Raw genomic sequence first — 17,031 nt, forward strand, 5'->3', positions numbered from 1 at the left:
TCTCACATGTCGTTACAGACTATATACGTCGACCTACATATACATATAGGACGTGATTATCACAACAAGCCTGTTAAGATAACAGGTTCTAAAACGTTAACACTGACAAATATTTTAATAGAAGCAAGTCGTAAAAAAGGAATTCAATTGATTGGTGTGATTGATTGTCATGTCCCTTCCGTACAGGAGGAATTAGAAGAACTATTAGAAGCAAATAAAGCAGAAGAGATAACAGATGGTGGTATAAGATTTGAAGAGGTTACATTAATTTTAGGTTCTGAAATCGAAGTCTATGATGAAAATTGTCAGGGACCTATTCATGTTCTATGTTTTCTCCCTGACTTGGATAAAATGAAACAGTTCACGGAGTGGTTATCAACTAAAATGACCAATATAAATTTAAGTTCGCAACGGTATTATGGGTCGGCCAAAGATTTACAATATAAAGTAAAAGAATTAGAAGGTTTGTTCATTATAGCGCATGTATTTACGCCATTTAAAAGTCTATATGGTAAAGGTGTTGATCAATCATTAACTGAAGTTTTTGATCCTGACTTAATTGATGGAATCGAATTAGGATTAAGTTCTGATACTGATATGGCTGACACAATTAAAGAATTGCATGCGTATACTTATTTAACTAATTCTGATGCGCACTCTTTAGCAAAAATTGCTAGAGAGTACCAAAAAATTCAAGTAGAAAAACCCAGCTTTAAAGAATTAACGTGGGCCTTGCATCGAGTAGAAAACAGGAAAGTATTAGTGAACTATGGAATGAACCCGCTACTAGGTAAATACCATACGACTGTCTGCAAACTGTGTTTGTCTGATCAAGTAGATGGTACCATTTGTAAAACATGTGGTCATAACGGGATTATAAAAGGTGTTGCGGATCGAATTATGGAATTAAAGGATACAAACGAACACCCTATACACCGTGTTCCGTATGTGCATCAAGTTCCTTTAGAATATATTAAAGGGTTGGGTCCAAAAACAGTTAAAAAGCTTCTTGATACATTTGGTACAGAAATGAATATCATTCACCATGCTTCAGAAGCAGAGTTAACGGAAATTATTACACAACCAATAACGAAGCAAATTTTACAAATGCGTGAAGGAAAACAAAAGGTTAAAGCAGGTGGCGGAGGTAGGTATGGTCAAATTAAATCGGATTAAGAATATTTTAAACAAATAGATAACACAACTATCACATAATGAAAAGGCATTTAAGTCTTGTTATAACTAAAAAGCCACTTAATTCAAAGTTTAAGTTGACTTCGTAATCATCATTATATTTCATCTTACGCACTGGAGAGAAACTCCGTCGTGTCGTAAGTGTCTTACAACTCTAGACACGCTACGGTAGCAAATAGTCTCCCTTGCCGTGGACACAACCTCAGCTATCTATAGAAGCAAAGAGCGCTTCTATAGAGGAGAGGATCTTCAGCCCGTTCCTGCGGAAAGGGAGCCCATTTCACTTGAGGAGCGTGGCAAAAGTTCTTTTAGATGCCCATTTATATAAAGATCCTTACAAATACTTCATGCTGGGGCATAAGTTGAATTATTATTTATACAAAAGAGCGTTAAATTACGAGAGAGTCTATAGTTGTAAAGATTGTGTAGCCATAACAGATATACTTTAAAAATAAAACAGTCAATGACTAGCCTTATTTTTTTGCTGAGCAAGTTGAGTAAGTAATTGGTCTATTTAATAAACACCGCTCATAGATTCTTACTATAGTCACTAGTCTTTATGGTAGGAGTGGAGGGAGTCTATGAATCGCAATAACAATTATGTAATAGTCCATGTAAAAAAATATCGCCTTGTTTATTTTTTTATGCTAGTTTTGTTCTTAATCGGTATAATTTTTGGAGCAGTTATTGTAAACAGTATGGATTTTGTTCAGAAACAAGATCTCTATTTTTATCTTGATCAATTTATGAATCAATTACTAGAAGGGTCAACGGTAGAGAAACAGGAACTTTTTAAAACAACCTTTTCCTATCATTTACAATACCTACTCTTATTTTTTATATTAGGTTTATCTGTTATTGGCGTACCGATTATCTGGATATTAATGTTTATTAAGGGAGTAGTCGTTGGTTTTTCTGTTGGTTTTTTTGTTAATCAATTAGGATGGAAAGGTTTAGTTTTTGCTGCTGCATCTATTGCACCACAAAACTTGTTTGTCATCCCCATTTATTTATTAGCAAGCAGCGTTGCAATGATATTTTCATTAGCTTTATTCCAAAAGCTATTTTCTAGGAGAATACAACAACCAACATTGCGTCCATTCATTCAATATGTTGTCGTGTTTCTATTATTTATTGGAATTGCGGCTATAGCTGCGTTGGTAGAATCAGTTGTGTCTAGCTCTGCGATGAAATTAGTTATTTCATGGCTCTATAATTAAGTTATTATTAAATAATAATGATTATCATTAATAATTTATAATTATTTTAATTGACACGTAACAACTCCCTACTTATAATTGAGAATGTAAGGGAGGTTTCATACATGGAACATCGAATTGATCGAATAAAAAAACATTTACACTCACAGAGCTATAAGCTTACACCACAGCGTGAAGCCACAGTTCGTGTGTTATTAGAGCGAGAAGAAGATCATTTAAGTGCAGAAGATGTTTATTTATTAGTGAAAGAGAAAGCACCCGAAATTGGATTGGCAACTGTATACCGTACACTTGAGTTATTATCCGAACTTAAAATAGTAGATAAAATAAATTTTGGTGATGGTGTTTCCCGTTATGATCTACGTGAAGAAGGTGCTGCACATTTCCACCATCATTTAGTATGTATGGAATGTGGATCTGTTGAAGAAATTATGGATGATTTATTAGAGGATGTAGAAAAAATAGTTGAAAATGATTGGAATTTTAAAGTCAAAGATCACCGTTTAACATTTCATGGTGTTTGTCGGAAATGTCAAGAAGAAGAATTAAAAGCATCCTCCTGAATAGAGCCTTTAGTGCAGAAGGCTTTTTGTTTTGGGCTTTTTTATTTACAGTTAGTCTATTTTTCGTTAATCTAAATATAGTATGTGTATATATTTTCACCAAATTGGCATATCTTGTAGGGAACACGTTTTAAAAATGTGTGAAACAGGTATAGATAGGAGATATGCCAATGAAGACTATAATGCGTTATACGAAGGATACGATGAAACTATTTTTATTATTCATACTTTGTACAACTTTATTCTATTTTGGTTTGCGAGCTATGGAGGTAGAATACCAAAATTATCATCGCTATGATCCGCCAGAAGGAAAAGCTGTAAAAGTGATGCAGCAGGAACAACATGATTGGATTAATCGATTATCAATCTTTTTTCGAATAGGAGAATAGAAATGAAAGATACTGTCGATGACTTTTTTCATTACTTACAAATAGAAAGAGGACTTTCTATTAACACGTTACAATCTTATCGACGAGACATAAAACAATATTGTTCATTTTTAGAAACGGATTGTCAGATAACAGATTGGAAACAGGTTGATCGTAGTCATATATTAAAATACCTTTATAATTTAAAAGACCATGATCGATCGCAAGCAACTATAGCTCGTGCACTCTCATCTATTCGACTATTTCATCAATTTTTAGTTAGAGAATATCAGTTTGTAACTGATGCTAGTTTACATATTGAATCACCAAAGAAGGCTCGAACACTACCAAAAGTTCTTTCAACAAAGGAAATAGATACACTATTAATGATCTCTACAACGGATCCGTTAACGACACGTAATAAAGCAATGTTAGAAATGCTATACGCTACTGGATTAAGAGTATCTGAATTAACTCACTTAAAGGTAACTGATTTACATTTAATGATGGGTTTTGTACGTTGCTTAGGAAAAGGTGGAAAGGAAAGAATTGTACCTTTAGGTGACATCGCAAAAGATGCAATAGAAATTTATTTGACTGATAGTAGAAATCAATTAGTTAAAAATAAAAGTACCGAACAATTATTTGTTAATCATCATGGTAATGCACTATCAAGGCAAGGATTTTGGAAAATTTTAAAAGGAATTGCCAGAGATGTTGGTATTAAGAAAGAAATAACGCCACATACGTTAAGACATTCATTTGCCACACACTTACTTGAAAATGGAGCAGATCTTAGATCCGTGCAGGAAATGTTAGGACATGCTGATATCTCCACTACTCAAATATACACCCACGTTTCTAAAGCAAGGCTAAAGGACGTATATACAAGTTATCATCCAAGAGCTTAATTTAATCAGAAAAACTAGGAGGGCGTAACGATGGCACCATTTAAACGCATATTTTTAATTGTAATGGATTCAGTAGGTATAGGAGAGGCTCCAGACGCGCCACAGTTTGACGATGTCGGTGCAGATACATTAGGTCATATCGCTTCACATATGAATGGCTTAGATATGCCAACCATAGGGAAATTGGGTCTAAGTAATATCCAAGAAGTCGAGGGTATTGATATAGCATCTAAACCTTTAGCACATTATACTAAAATGCAAGAAGCTTCTAATGGAAAAGATACAATGACTGGTCATTGGGAGATGATGGGTTTATTTATTGATCAACCTTTTCAGACGTTTCCAGATGGATTTCCAGATGATTTATTGTCAGAAATTGAAGAACGTACAGGTCATAAAATTATTGGTAATAAACCAGCATCTGGGACAGAGATTTTGGTAGAACTTGGTCAAGAACATATGGATACAGGTGCTCTTATTGTTTATACTTCTGCAGATTCGGTTTTGCAAATCGCAGCCCATGAAGATGTCATACCGATTGAGGAACAATATAGAATTTGCGAAATAGCACGTGAACTAACCAAAAATGATAAATATATGGTAGGACGAATCATCGCACGTCCATTTACAGGTAAGCCGGGTGCTTTTGAACGTACGTCTAATCGCCACGATTATGCATTAAAGCCGTTTGACCGCACAGTGATGAATGAATTACAAGACGCTTCTTTTGACGTGGTAGCGCTTGGTAAGATTTCTGATATCTTTGATGGTGAAGGAGTAACTGAATCTATTAGAACGGATGATAATGATGATGGAATGGAAAAATTTATTCAATCTATGGATAAAGATTTTCAAGGTCTAAGCTTTTTGAATCTAGTTGATTTTGATGCGAAATACGGCCATCGACGTGATCCAAAGGGATACGGTGAAGCTTTAGAAACATTTGATACGCGCTTACCCGAAGTGTTAAACAAATTACGTGAAGATGATCTGTTAATTATTACAGCGGACCACGGGAATGATCCGACGCATCATGGAACAGATCATACGAGAGAATATGTACCTTTATTAGTTCATCATCAAGCAATAGAAGCAGGTAATGCATTACCAATTCGTCAAACTTTTGCAGATATTGGTGCTACTGTGGCTGAAAATTTTGGCATAAAGATGCCTAAATATGGCGATAGTTTTTTGAAAGACATTAAATAAGGGGGATAAAGATGGAGAGAAAACACGTTTTAGAAGCACAAACATTTATACAAGAGAAACTTACGGTACAACCTACAATTGGTTTAATTCTAGGATCAGGATTAGGCGTGTTAGCAGATGAAATAACAGAGGCTGTTTCTATAGCTTATGCAGATATTCCGAATTTTCCAGTATCGACTGTTTCTGGTCATAAAGGTCAACTTGTAATTGGTAATTTAGAAGGGAAACAAGTAATTGCGATGCAAGGACGTTTCCACTTTTACGAAGGATATACGATGGAACAAGTTACTTTTCCAGTTCTTGTGATGAAAGCGTTAGGAATTAAACAATTGTTTGTGACAAATGCTGCGGGTGGAATTAATGAAACCTTTGAACCAGGTGATTTAATGGTAATAGAAGATCACATTAATAATATGGGAACGAATCCTTTAATCGGCCCAAATGATGATCAAATAGGTGACCGTTTTCCTGATATGTCACAAGCTTATAATAGAGAATTAATTGCTCATGCAAAAGAAAGTGCAAAGCGATTAGATTTAAAAGTTCAAACTGGTGTATATGTTGGAAATACTGGACCTTCTTATGAAACTGGTGCGGAAGTGAGAATGTTGCGCTACTTAGGTGGAGATGCTGTAGGTATGTCAACGGTTCCAGAAGTTATTGTGGCAAACCATGCTGGTCTATCAGTTTTAGGGATATCTTGCATTTCTAATATGGCAGCAGGTATTCTAGATCAACCACTTAATCATCAAGAAGTGATGGAAACTACATCAAGAGTTAAACAAGATTTCTTAACTTTTGTAAAAGAAATGGTGAAAAATTTAGTTTAAAATAAGCTTTAGATGTGAGGTGAATAGAATGCGAATGGTTGATGTTATATTGAAAAAACGGAATGGTCATGTGTTAACAAAAGAGGAAATATCCTTTTTTATTAATGGCTATACAGAAGGAACGCTTCCAGATTATCAGGTCTCTGCGTTATTAATGGCAATCTATTACTCTGGAATGACGGAAGAAGAGACAGCAAACTTAACAGAAGCAATGGTAGCTTCAGGTGAAACGATTGATTTGTCTGCAATAGAAGGCCATAAAGTAGATAAGCATTCTACAGGAGGCGTTGGAGATAAAACAACATTTATTGTTGGTCCTTTAGTAGCATCTGTAGGGGTACCCGTTGCTAAAATGTCTGGAAGAGGTCTAGGTCATACAGGAGGAACGTTAGATAAATTAGAATCGATTCCTGGATTCACGATAGAGTTAGACAAAGAAGCTTTTATTGAACAAGTAAATACACATAAATTATCAGTAGCAGGGCAAACAGGTAATTTAGCACCTGCGGATAAGAAACTGTATGCATTACGCGATGTAACTGGAACAGTGGATTCGATTCCATTAATTGCAGGATCAATTATGAGTAAAAAACTAGCATCTGGTGCTGATAGTATTGTGTTAGATGTAAAAACTGGTTCTGGTGCTTTTATGAAAACAATGAAAGAATCACAAGATTTAGCAAGACAAATGGTAACTATCGGAAAACATTTAGGGCGTAATACGATTGCAGTAATAAGTGACATGAACCAACCATTGGGCCATGAAATTGGAAATGCGAATGAAGTGAAGGAAGCCATTGACGTTCTTCTAGGGAAGAATATACCTGATTTGCGTAGATTATCTTTAGAATTAGCAGCACATATGACAGTGTTGGCTGAAGTCTTTGATTCCTATGAAACTGCTTATATAGAATTAGAGAAAAATCTTGATAATGGCAAAGCTTTTCAAGCGTTTCGCTCTTTTGTAGAAGCACAAGGTGGAGATATTAGTGTAATTGATAATCCTGATAAGCTTCCTAAAGCCTCATATGAGATCGAGATAAAAGCAAAAGAAACAGGTTATATCTCTTCAATGGATGCTGAATTAATTGGGATAGCAGCAATGCATTTAGGAGCTGGAAGAGCTACTAAAGAAGATACGATTAATCATGGTGTTGGTATTCGACTTCTTAAAAAATTAGGTGAACACGTTTCAATTGATGAGCCGATTGCTATTTTATTTAGTGATACAAATGTAGCTAGACAGTCAGAAGAAGCCATGCAACAAGCATACACATTATCAGATAAAAAATCTGATGTGGTAGATTTAATTCATGAAGTTATTAAATAATACGAAGTGATACAAGTAAAATAACTACCTCTAAACATAATAGATAACCAAGAAATCACCTGAATTTTAATTCAGGTGATTTTTTGGTTATAAAAATCACTGATTATGGAAAAAATATGAACATTACGTATTTGGAGGTTTACACATGATGAAAAGAACAGTCTTGCTATTAACGATGTTACTATTATTATTTCATTCACAATCAATGGTGACAAATGCAAATGAGAAAGAGAAAGAGAATGAATCAACAACAGATGAATTAGCGCTAGCTAAAACTGCAAGTTCAGCTATATTAATCGAAAGAGATACCGGTAAAATATTTTATGAAAAAAATGCACATGAACAATTACCGCCAGCTAGTATGACGAAAATGATGACACTCATCTTAATAATGGAGGCATTGGATGATGAAAAGATAACATTAACCGAAAAAGTTCGTATTAGTGAATATGCAGCTTCTATGGGTGGATCGCAAATTTTCTTAGAAGAAGGGGAGGAAATGACTGTAGAAGATCTTCTTAAAGGCATTGCAATGGCTTCAGGAAATGATGCTAGTGTTGCTTTAGCTGAACGAATTGCTGGAAGTGAAGCAGCATTTGTAACAATGATGAATCAGAAGGCTAAAGAATTAGGGTTAGAAAATACACGTTTCCAAAATCCGACTGGTTTACCAGCAGAGGATCACTTCTCAACTGCATATGATATGTCAATAATTGCAAAAGATCTTTTGAAACATGAAGAAATCACAACGTACACGAGTGTTTATGAGGATTATTTACGTAAGGGTACAGAAGATGAGTTTTGGTTAGTAAACACAAATAAACTGGTTAAATTTTATGACGGTGTGGACGGATTAAAAACTGGTTATACATCTGAAGCCAAGTATTGTTTAACTGCAACAGCAAAAAAAGATGATATGCGTGTAATTGCAGTTGTACTTGGAGCGGAGTCGACAAAAAATAGAAATCAAGCTGTTACACAAATGTTTGATTATGCTTTCTCACAATATAAAACAGAACAATTGTATGCCGGACAGCAAGCAGTAACGAAAATTTCTATGGTGAAAGCTGATAAAGATGAAGTGGATGTTATTACAGAAGATGCTGTATCAATTGTTTTAGAGAAGGGGGAAAAACAATCGGGAATTGAAACGAATATCAAAATCAATCAAGATATACAGCTCCCTTTAACGAAAGGAAGCGAAATTGGACTATTAGAAGTCAAAAAGGATGGTAAATTATTATCCGAAACCCCGTTACTTCTAAATGAATCACTTCAAGAGGCAAGTGTTTGGAAGTTATTTAAATACTCGATGAAAGAATTGGTGAAAAAAGAGGGATAAGTATCATTTTATTCGAATAAACACTAGTTTTGTCATGTTGCAGGAATTCAATCAAACAAAATAGAAACAAACCAGAGAACAAAGGATTAAGAGGAGGAAAAACAGTGAGCTTGATAACAGATTGGAAAACGAAAGAAAATGTATTGCTGGTAAGACTATCGGGTGAACTAGATCATCATGAAGCAGAACAATTCAAAACAGAATGGCAGACTATGATTAAAGAGACAAATACAGAACATGTCATTATGAACTTAGAACAACTAACCTTCATGGATAGTTCAGGATTAGGAGTTATCCTAGGCAGATATAAGGAAATCAAACAACGAAAAGGAGAAATGGTGGTTTGTTCGATTTCACCTGCTGTAAAACGTTTGTTTGAGTTATCTGGATTGTTTAAGATTATTCGATTGGAAGAAAACGAATCATTTGCATTGCTTCGTTTGGGGGTGGCATCGTGAAGAACGAGATGGATATCAAATTCTCTAGTATTAGTGCAAATGAATCGTTTGCCAGAGTCACTATTGCTGCTTTTGTCTCCCAATTAGATCCAACGCTGGATGAATTAACAGAAATAAAAACAGTGGTTTCAGAAGCTGTTACGAATGCGATCATTCATGGCTATAATCATAATGAGAATGAAACGATTTATATGTCTTGTTCAATTGATGACGATAGAGTAGAACTTGTTATTAGAGATACGGGGATAGGTATTGATGATATTGACCAAGCTATTGAGCCACTTTATACGTCTAAACCAGAATTAGAGCGGTCTGGTATGGGTTTTACGATTATGGAAAATTTCATGGATAAAGTTGAAGTGGAATCATCAAGTGGTCAAGGAACAATAGTGAAATTGATCAAACATTTTAATAAAAGTCGAACCTTATGCAATTAAGGGGATGGACAAAAAATGGAATTAAATAAAACCCATAACGTTAAACAGTTGCGCGACGAAGAGGTAAAAGCATATCTTCGTCTTAGTCAATCGGGAGATCAAAATGCAAAAGATATTTTGGTTGAACGAAATGTAAGGTTGGTTTGGTCTGTTGTTCAACGCTTTATGAATCGTGGATATGATCCAGATGATTTATTTCAAATTGGGTGTATTGGTTTACTAAAATCAATTGATAAATTTGATTTGTCATATGATGTTAGATTTTCAACTTATGCAGTTCCAATGATTATTGGAGAAATTCAACGATTTTTACGTGATGATGGTAGTGTGAAAGTCAGTCGTTCTTTAAAAGAAACGGGTAATAAAATCAGACGAAAAAAAGATGATTTAACGAAAATGTTAGGTAGATCACCTACAATTTCTGAAATTGCAGAAGCACTTGATATATCTGTTGAAGATGTCGTGCATGCCCAAGAAGCTGCCAAAACGCCACACTCTATTCATGAAACAGTTTATGAGAATGATGGAGATCCGATCACACTTCTTGATCAGATTTCTGATCAAGAAACAAATTGGTTTGACAAAATTGCGCTTCAAGAGGTAATACGTGATTTGGATGAACGTGAGAGATTAATTGTTTACTTACGTTATTATCAAGACCAAACACAAGCAGAAGTCGCACGTAGGTTGGGCATTTCTCAGGTACAGGTATCACGATTAGAAAAGAAGATTCTAGACTGGATGAAAAATCAAATTGAGATTTAAAAATAATTTTTAATGAACTGCATGCCAATCGTTAGATAAAATCTAACAGTTGATTGCAGTTTTTTATTGTTTTTAATGCATGATTCTATGCGGAATGTTCCATACTAAAAAGAAGTTTTGGAGGTGTTCACATGCAGGGGATCATTTATTTAAGGATGAAAAAACATTACCAGACAACAGAAAAGAAAAAAATAAAGTTAAGGGATATTGCACATATCTCAGGAAATGAAACAATTGTTGCTACATTAAATCAAACTGTTATATATGAAATAGTAAAAGAAGATTTACAAGTTTGTGTTATAGAGGGATTTACAGTTATTCAAAAATTGCAAGCGTCTTTTCCTGAACTTGATTTACAACTACTAGGTCCAAATCAAACAATTATACATATTTCTAAAAAAGGAAGGTTGCCTCAAGTAACTTTTGTTCTATTAGTTTGGCTCTTATTATTTGTCGGTTCTGCCATGACAATTATGAACTTTCATTATGATGTAAGTATGCAAAGTGTACAACAACGTCTTCATTATTTGTTTACAGGAGAAGAAGAGAAATATCCACTTTGGATGCAGATTCCTTATTCATTAGGACTTGGTCTAGGAATGATTCTATTTTTTAATCATGTTTTTAAAAAGCGTTTTAATGAAGAACCTAGTCCGTTAGAAATAGAAATCTATAAGTATCAACAAGATATAGATCAATATGTTAGTCATTACGAAAATAAATTGAATGATACAAATGATAAATAAACTTATTGATCTATTTATAGGTTTAGGATCTGGATTGATAGTGGGAACAGGCTTCGTCGCATTTTTAACGATGTTAGGAATTATACCAAGGTTAGTTACATTAAGTAAAACAAAGAATTTCTTGCATTATTATGAAATGGCAGTTGTATTAGGGGTTTTTTTTGGTACGTATCTCTCATTTAGCAATTTTACTTTTCATCTTCCAACTGCCATTTTAGTGATTTGGGGATTATTGCATGGCATTTTTATTGGTATGTTAGCCGCAGCATTGACGGAGGTTTTAAACGTTTTCCCTATTTTAGCAAAGAGAATACGAGTCGATCATCAAATTATTTGGCTAATGATGGCTATCGTACTAGGGAAGATTATTGGGTCATTATTTCAATGGCTACTACTGGTTAAGTAAGCAAATTAATCGGACGAAAGGATAATTGCAATGAATACGAAACAAGTTATTATCATTACAGATGGTGATCAATATGCACAACAAGCAATCGATTACATAGCTAAAACTTTAGGTGGCACGTCACTTTCTGAATTTGCAGGTAATCCTAGTGCTTATAAACCAAGAGACATCATTCAGGCAGTTTATCAGGCAAAAAAAAATCCCGTTTTTGTTTTAGTCGATGATGCTGGTGTATTCGGAATAGGATCAGGTGAGGAAACCATATTAGCTTTAGCGAATGATCCGATCATTACTATCTTAGGAGTTGTTGCAGTAGCAGCACATTCAAAAAATATGGAGTGGTCACGTGTGACACTTTCAATAGATCAAGAAGGGCAAATCATAGAGCACGGGGTTGATAAAGAAGGAGTTCCGGTTTCTGAAGTTGGAAGAATCAATGGTGACACGGTCTACATATTGGACCAAATGGATCTTCCTAACGTTATTGCAATTGGCGATATTGGTAAGATGCATGGATATGATGATAAATCAAAGGGTTATCCCATTACTCTAAAGGCTATTGAATTGATTTTAGAAAGAGGGGTTACAATTGAGTAAAAAAAAAGATAAGCAACCAATTATGAAAGATATAAATGAAATTCAAAGTTTTATGAAACAGAAATTAGGAGTTGGCACGTCTTTTGATATTGGTTTTAGAGAAATTATATTATTAAAACAAAAAGTACAATTGTATTATGTAACAGGACTATGTGAAACACCTGTGATTGTAGAGTTACTGAAAAAACTTGTCTCCATTAATGACGAAGAGACAAATAAAAGTCAACTTACTGCAATAATAAAAAATCGTTTAGTTCATCAACAAGTTGAAGAATGTAGAAATTTTGATGATGCGATGACACAACTATTATCTGGATTAATCGTCATCTTTATAGATGGAGAAGATGTTTGTTTTATTGTAGATGTAAGAAGCTATCCCGGAAGAAGCCCTGAAGAACCAGATACAGAAAGAGTTGTTCGCGGCGCTAGAGATGGATATACAGAAAATATTATTGAAAATACAGCCTTAACAAGGCGACGCGTTCGAGATGAGCGGTTACGTAATGAACTTATGCAAGTTGGACAACGGTCTAAAACGGATATCTGTATTTCTTACATTCAAGATATCGCTGATGATGGTTTGGTTAAAAAGATTAAAAAGGAATTGGAGAAAATCGACATAGATGGTTTAGCCATGGCCGATAAAACTGTAGAGGAATATTTGGTGAAACAGGGAGTTAATCCTTTTCCTTTGGTTCGGTATACCGAACGACCAGATGTTGCTGCTATTCATCTATTTGAAGGGCATGTACTAATAATGGTTGACACCTCACCAAGTATGATTATTACACCAACCACATATTTTCATCATGTCCAACATGCAGAGGAATATCGTCAATCCCCGCCAATTGGAACATTTATACGTTGGATACGATTTACTGGAATTCTTGCATCGATCTTCCTTCTACCCTTATGGTACATTTTGGTGATCGAACCACAATTACTACCAGATGCACTATCATTTATTGGACCTAATGATCCAGGAAACATACCAATTATTTTGCAGATTATATTAGCAGACATAGGAGTTGAATTCTTGCGAATGGCGGCCATACATACGCCGACGCCACTATCAACTGCAATGGGATTAATAGCAGCTGTTTTAATTGGGCAAATCGCTATTGATGTTGGTCTTTTTACAGCTGAAGTCATTTTATATGTAGCAATAAGTGCGATAGGTTCATTTGCAACGCCAAGTTATGAACTTAGTATCGCAAACAAAATGATTCGAGTCATTTTACTTATATTTTCTGGGATTTTTGGCGTGAAAGGATTAATAGTTGGATTCTCATTATATGTTATTCTCTTGGCTCATACAAAGTCTTTGAATACACCATACTTATGGCCATTCTTACCGTTTAATGGGAAAGCATTAATGCAAATATTGTTTCGATTTTCAGTTCCACAATCGAAAGAACGACCAAGTATTGTGCATCCAAAGAACAATTATAAACAACCTTAATTCAATTATTTGAATTAAAAAAGTTGAACCCATTCTTAACTTGTGGTAAATTAATTTTATCTAAAAGAAAAAGTAGTTGGGAATGTGTTAGAAATCCCTTCCATTATATGTTATGAATGTTGCTCATTCATCGTATAAACTGGCAAGGGGTTTTTTATTTTATTCAGCTAGATCAAGTCATTATTAGTGTACTTGGCAGAAGAAATAGAACATATTCTCTTTAGGATTGTGGAGGTGTATTGATGCAGGAGCTTAATGATATAGATACTCAAGGTCATTTAACAATCGGAGGAGTAGACACTACATATTTAGCAAAAAAATATGAAACACCTCTTTTTGTATATGATGTTGAAAAAATAAGAGAGAATGCACGTGCCTTTGTTGATACTTTTGCACGCTTAGGTGTAAATGCGCAAGTTGCTTACGCAAGTAAAGCCTTTTCTTCTATTGCAATGTTACAAGTTGCAAAACAGGAGAACTTGAGTTTAGACGTTGTATCACAAGGAGAATTATATACAGCTTTACAAGCTGATTTTCCTACTGAGAAAATTCACATGCACGGTAACAATAAAAATAAAGCTGAATTGGAAATGGCAGTTAAACATAATATCGGTTGTATTGTTATCGACAATTTTTATGAAATTGACTTACTAAAAGAAATATTAGCAAACTATCAAAGTGAAATTGATGTACTTATTCGTGTCACTCCAGGTATTGAGGCACATACCCATGATTATATTCTTACTGGTAACGAAGATTCAAAATTCGGGTTTGATTTAGCAAATGGGCAAGCAGAAGAAGCATTTAAAAAGTTACAAGAAATTGACAGTATGCATGTTAAAGGGCTACACTGTCATATAGGTTCGCAAATATTTGAAACAGATGGATTTGTTATGGCGGTACGTCGATTATTTGAATCATTGGTTAACTGGAAGAAAAGTTATGGCTACAACCCAGAAGTATTAAATTTGGGTGGTGGTTTTGGAATTCGGTATACAGATGAGGATGAACCATTGAAACTCGATGGTTATGTTAATGCCCTTGTTGATGAGATTAAACAACAAGTTGAAAAACATAGTATGGATTTTCCAGAGATATGGATTGAACCAGGTCGTGCGATTGTGGGAAATACTGCAATAACACTTTATACAGTAGGTTCAAAAAAGCAAATTCCTGGCGTGCGTGACTACATTGCAGTCGATGGTGGAATGACAGATAATATTCGACCTGCACTTTATCAAGCCAAGTATGATGCTGTCCTTGCAAATAAAGCGAATGTACCAGCGTCTACCACTGCATCCGTTGCAGGGAAATGTTGTGAATCAGGCGATATGTTGCTATGGGATGTACCATTAGCAAATGCAGAATCAGGCGATATTCTTGCAGTTTTTAGTACAGGTGCGTATGGTTATTCTATGTCAAGTAATTATAATCGTTTTCCAAAAGCAGCTGTAGTATTTATTGAAAACAAGCAAGATAAACTTGTCATTCAGCGCGAGACCTATCAAGAAGTTAGTAAAAATGACTTATCTTACGAATAATTAGGAGGAATAAACATGAAACAAGCAACAATTGATTTTGAAAATGGCGAAAAAATAGTAATTGAAATGTACGAGGAAGCAGCTCCTAATACAGTAGCAAACTTCGAAAAATTAGCAACGAGTGGTTTTTATGATGGTGTTGTATTTCACCGCGTAATACCTGGTTTCGTTGCACAAGGTGGAGATCCAACAGGAACAGGATCAGGTGGACCTGGTTATGCTATTGCTTGTGAAACAGAAGGTAATCCACATAAGCATAAAGCAGGATCATTATCCATGGCTCACGCAGGCAAAGATACTGGTGGAAGTCAATTTTTCTTAGTACATGAGCCACAACCTCATTTAGATGGTGTTCATACTGTGTTTGGACAAGTAATAGAAGGTATGGATGTTGTTTTACGCATTAAACAAGGTGACGCTATGAAAACTGTCACTTTTGCAGAAAAAGAGTAAGTTCTCAAGAGACAAATAATTTTAAAATTCCAAAAAAGATATGATTTCCAGATTACTATGGGAATCATATCTTTTTTTAGTTTCAATTATCGTATCAAAATACTTTCACCTCGATTTTTGAATGTACCGTGTCTATTCGTTTTAATGAAACAGATCTACTTTCCATATTCATTCTCCTTTCTCTTGATTAAATCCAGCGGAGCGCTTAACTTGTAAAACCCAACGTTTTAAAAATTCACTAATTCAATAATGTTATTTTCAAGGTAATCTCTCACGTTATAATTCCAAACTTATGACCAAGGTGTTGATTTTATTGCCAATAACTGCGACAATTAGTAGATTCGTTTTTATTTATGTAGTATGTAACGTATCAAATGGTATCTTATGTTTTTCACGCCTATCAATTTTAACATAAATATCCAATCTAAGGTGAAATAGCTAGGTTACTATATAGGGCTAAACAAATCCCTAAGTTATTAGTATACAGTGATAAAATGAATTGCTTTTTTTAAGTTCAGTCTTTTTTAGTATTAACTAGGTTTTAAATAATGGATATTTTATAACAATTGATATCTAGATCATGACAATCATTGAAAAAAGTAGTATGATCTATATGTACAAAAGAATAATAGCTGTATGTAGATTTAATAACATTCCATTCAGCGCGGATATGATAAAAGTTTTAAGAACTTATTGGAACCTTTTGAGGACCGGTAACGTTATACTATATAATAAGTTCTTATATAATTGAGGGGTATATATGTTAATTCGTTTTAAAAAATCGCTAGAAAAGATTGCAATGGGTCTATTGTCTTTTATGCCAGAGGAAAAAGATGTGAAAAAACTCCAGCAAACAATTAAGGAGTATGAAAACAATAAAAATTGGAATTTATATTTGTGGAAAGAAGAAGATGTTTTAGGAGCAATTGGCATATACGTGGATGAAGAATTAGGTAAAGTTATCATTCAACATATATCAGTTAATCCTTCACACAGAAACATGGGCATAGGTAAGAAAATGGTGAATGGCATTAAGGAACAATACGTGGAGAAATATCAAGTTTGTGCCAATGACTTAACAGAAAACTTTTTAACCAAGTGTGATGCTTAAGGATCTAAAACCAGCTCATTATGAGCTGGTTTTAGTTTTTTTATAGAAAATTAATAGAATAAGGCATTTTTAGTTAGTTGTATATGCT

The 17,031-nt window shown here is 34.4% G+C and carries 19 protein-coding genes; all 19 read left to right on the plus strand.

Annotation, left to right across the window (positions count from 1 at the left end; translation table 11 throughout):
• Positions 1 to 6: 6 nt before the first annotated feature.
• The 19 genes from D2K60_RS06960 to D2K60_RS07050 all read left to right on the plus strand — a co-directional run bounded on the left by D2K60_RS06960 (position 7) and on the right by D2K60_RS07050 (position 16,943).
• Positions 7 to 1,176, plus strand: coding sequence for an endonuclease Q family protein (locus D2K60_RS06960; RefSeq protein WP_117169299.1), 1,170 nt, complete (start codon positions 7 to 9; stop codon positions 1,174 to 1,176).
• A gap of 599 nt (positions 1,177 to 1,775) precedes the next feature.
• On the plus strand, positions 1,776 to 2,414 hold the full coding sequence (spoIIM, locus tag D2K60_RS06965) for a stage II sporulation protein M (RefSeq protein WP_117169300.1): 639 nt from the start codon (positions 1,776 to 1,778) through the stop codon (positions 2,412 to 2,414).
• A gap of 104 nt (positions 2,415 to 2,518) precedes the next feature.
• Positions 2,519 to 2,977 carry a ferric iron uptake transcriptional regulator gene (fur, locus tag D2K60_RS06970; protein ID WP_117169301.1) on the plus strand — a complete coding sequence of 153 codons (459 nt, stop codon included), beginning with the start codon at positions 2,519 to 2,521 and terminating at the stop codon, positions 2,975 to 2,977.
• 170 nt (positions 2,978 to 3,147) lie between these two features.
• Positions 3,148 to 3,366 carry a YqzK family protein gene (locus D2K60_RS06975; RefSeq protein WP_117169302.1) on the plus strand — a complete coding sequence of 73 codons (219 nt, stop codon included), beginning with the start codon at positions 3,148 to 3,150 and terminating at the stop codon, positions 3,364 to 3,366.
• A 2-nt stretch (positions 3,367 to 3,368) separates the two neighbouring features.
• On the plus strand, positions 3,369 to 4,256 hold the full coding sequence (gene xerD, locus D2K60_RS06980; protein ID WP_117169303.1) for a site-specific tyrosine recombinase XerD: 888 nt from the start codon (positions 3,369 to 3,371) through the stop codon (positions 4,254 to 4,256).
• A 30-nt stretch (positions 4,257 to 4,286) separates the two neighbouring features.
• Positions 4,287 to 5,465 (plus strand): phosphopentomutase, encoded by a 1,179-nt coding sequence (gene deoB / locus D2K60_RS06985; RefSeq protein WP_117169304.1) that lies wholly within the window; start codon positions 4,287 to 4,289, stop codon positions 5,463 to 5,465.
• An 11-nt stretch (positions 5,466 to 5,476) separates the two neighbouring features.
• Entirely contained in the window at positions 5,477 to 6,295 is an 819-nt protein-coding gene (locus D2K60_RS06990) for a purine-nucleoside phosphorylase (protein ID WP_117169305.1), read from the plus strand.
• A gap of 28 nt (positions 6,296 to 6,323) precedes the next feature.
• Positions 6,324 to 7,625 carry a pyrimidine-nucleoside phosphorylase gene (locus D2K60_RS06995; protein WP_117169306.1) on the plus strand — a complete coding sequence of 434 codons (1,302 nt, stop codon included), beginning with the start codon at positions 6,324 to 6,326 and terminating at the stop codon, positions 7,623 to 7,625.
• A 148-nt stretch (positions 7,626 to 7,773) separates the two neighbouring features.
• Complete coding sequence (locus D2K60_RS07000) at positions 7,774 to 8,967, plus strand: D-alanyl-D-alanine carboxypeptidase family protein (RefSeq protein WP_117170350.1); 1,194 nt, start codon at positions 7,774 to 7,776, stop codon at positions 8,965 to 8,967.
• A gap of 104 nt (positions 8,968 to 9,071) precedes the next feature.
• Positions 9,072 to 9,425: an anti-sigma F factor antagonist gene (gene spoIIAA, locus D2K60_RS07005; RefSeq protein ID WP_117169307.1), complete on the plus strand. Its 354-nt coding sequence runs from the start codon at positions 9,072 to 9,074 to the stop codon at positions 9,423 to 9,425.
• A complete protein-coding gene (gene spoIIAB / locus D2K60_RS07010; protein ID WP_117169308.1) occupies positions 9,422 to 9,862 on the plus strand; it encodes an anti-sigma F factor in 441 nt (146 codons plus the stop codon). Before spoIIAA ends, spoIIAB begins: the two co-directional genes overlap by 4 nt.
• A 15-nt stretch (positions 9,863 to 9,877) precedes the next feature.
• Entirely contained in the window at positions 9,878 to 10,627 is a 750-nt protein-coding gene (gene sigF, locus D2K60_RS07015) for an RNA polymerase sporulation sigma factor SigF (protein ID WP_117169309.1), read from the plus strand.
• Between the two features lie 131 nt (positions 10,628 to 10,758).
• A complete protein-coding gene (locus tag D2K60_RS07020; protein ID WP_117169310.1) occupies positions 10,759 to 11,373 on the plus strand; it encodes a stage V sporulation protein AA in 615 nt (204 codons plus the stop codon).
• On the plus strand, positions 11,363 to 11,779 hold the full coding sequence (locus D2K60_RS07025; RefSeq protein ID WP_240335271.1) for a stage V sporulation protein AB: 417 nt from the start codon (positions 11,363 to 11,365) through the stop codon (positions 11,777 to 11,779). Before D2K60_RS07020 ends, D2K60_RS07025 begins: the two co-directional genes overlap by 11 nt.
• A 30-nt stretch (positions 11,780 to 11,809) precedes the next feature.
• A complete protein-coding gene (spoVAEA, locus tag D2K60_RS07030) occupies positions 11,810 to 12,376 on the plus strand; it encodes a stage V sporulation protein SpoVABEA (protein WP_117169312.1) in 567 nt (188 codons plus the stop codon).
• Positions 12,377 to 12,398: 22 nt separating this feature from the next.
• Positions 12,399 to 13,838, plus strand: coding sequence for a spore germination protein (locus D2K60_RS07035; protein WP_117170351.1), 1,440 nt, complete (start codon positions 12,399 to 12,401; stop codon positions 13,836 to 13,838).
• 242 nt (positions 13,839 to 14,080) lie between these two features.
• Positions 14,081 to 15,379 carry a diaminopimelate decarboxylase gene (gene lysA, locus D2K60_RS07040; protein ID WP_117169313.1) on the plus strand — a complete coding sequence of 433 codons (1,299 nt, stop codon included), beginning with the start codon at positions 14,081 to 14,083 and terminating at the stop codon, positions 15,377 to 15,379.
• A 15-nt stretch (positions 15,380 to 15,394) separates the two neighbouring features.
• Positions 15,395 to 15,832 carry a peptidylprolyl isomerase gene (locus D2K60_RS07045; protein ID WP_117169314.1) on the plus strand — a complete coding sequence of 146 codons (438 nt, stop codon included), beginning with the start codon at positions 15,395 to 15,397 and terminating at the stop codon, positions 15,830 to 15,832.
• A 760-nt stretch (positions 15,833 to 16,592) separates the two neighbouring features.
• Positions 16,593 to 16,943 carry a GNAT family N-acetyltransferase gene (locus D2K60_RS07050; RefSeq protein ID WP_117169315.1) on the plus strand — a complete coding sequence of 117 codons (351 nt, stop codon included), beginning with the start codon at positions 16,593 to 16,595 and terminating at the stop codon, positions 16,941 to 16,943.
• Positions 16,944 to 17,031: the final 88 nt, after the last annotated feature.

Source organism: Paraliobacillus sediminis (assembly GCF_003426055.1).

Excerpts from the sequence above, each read along its gene's own strand:
- D2K60_RS06960 (WP_117169299.1), top strand. The coding sequence starts at position 7 with ATGTCGTTACAGACTATATACGTCGACCTACATATACATATAGGACGT.
- spoIIM (WP_117169300.1), top strand. The coding sequence starts at position 1,776 with ATGAATCGCAATAACAATTATGTAATAGTCCATGTAAAAAAATATCGC.
- fur (WP_117169301.1), top strand. The coding sequence starts at position 2,519 with ATGGAACATCGAATTGATCGAATAAAAAAACATTTACACTCACAGAGC.
- D2K60_RS06975 (WP_117169302.1), top strand. The coding sequence starts at position 3,148 with ATGAAGACTATAATGCGTTATACGAAGGATACGATGAAACTATTTTTA.
- xerD (WP_117169303.1), top strand. The coding sequence starts at position 3,369 with ATGAAAGATACTGTCGATGACTTTTTTCATTACTTACAAATAGAAAGA.
- deoB (WP_117169304.1), top strand. The coding sequence starts at position 4,287 with ATGGCACCATTTAAACGCATATTTTTAATTGTAATGGATTCAGTAGGT.
- D2K60_RS06990 (WP_117169305.1), top strand. The coding sequence starts at position 5,477 with ATGGAGAGAAAACACGTTTTAGAAGCACAAACATTTATACAAGAGAAA.
- D2K60_RS06995 (WP_117169306.1), top strand. The coding sequence starts at position 6,324 with ATGCGAATGGTTGATGTTATATTGAAAAAACGGAATGGTCATGTGTTA.
- D2K60_RS07000 (WP_117170350.1), top strand. The coding sequence starts at position 7,774 with ATGAAAAGAACAGTCTTGCTATTAACGATGTTACTATTATTATTTCAT.
- sigF (WP_117169309.1), top strand. The coding sequence starts at position 9,878 with ATGGAATTAAATAAAACCCATAACGTTAAACAGTTGCGCGACGAAGAG.
- D2K60_RS07020 (WP_117169310.1), top strand. The coding sequence starts at position 10,759 with ATGCAGGGGATCATTTATTTAAGGATGAAAAAACATTACCAGACAACA.
- D2K60_RS07025 (WP_240335271.1), top strand. The coding sequence starts at position 11,363 with ATGATAAATAAACTTATTGATCTATTTATAGGTTTAGGATCTGGATTG.
- spoVAEA (WP_117169312.1), top strand. The coding sequence starts at position 11,810 with ATGAATACGAAACAAGTTATTATCATTACAGATGGTGATCAATATGCA.
- D2K60_RS07035 (WP_117170351.1), top strand. The coding sequence starts at position 12,399 with ATGAAAGATATAAATGAAATTCAAAGTTTTATGAAACAGAAATTAGGA.
- lysA (WP_117169313.1), top strand. The coding sequence starts at position 14,081 with ATGCAGGAGCTTAATGATATAGATACTCAAGGTCATTTAACAATCGGA.
- D2K60_RS07045 (WP_117169314.1), top strand. The coding sequence starts at position 15,395 with ATGAAACAAGCAACAATTGATTTTGAAAATGGCGAAAAAATAGTAATT.
- D2K60_RS07050 (WP_117169315.1), top strand. The coding sequence starts at position 16,593 with ATGTTAATTCGTTTTAAAAAATCGCTAGAAAAGATTGCAATGGGTCTA.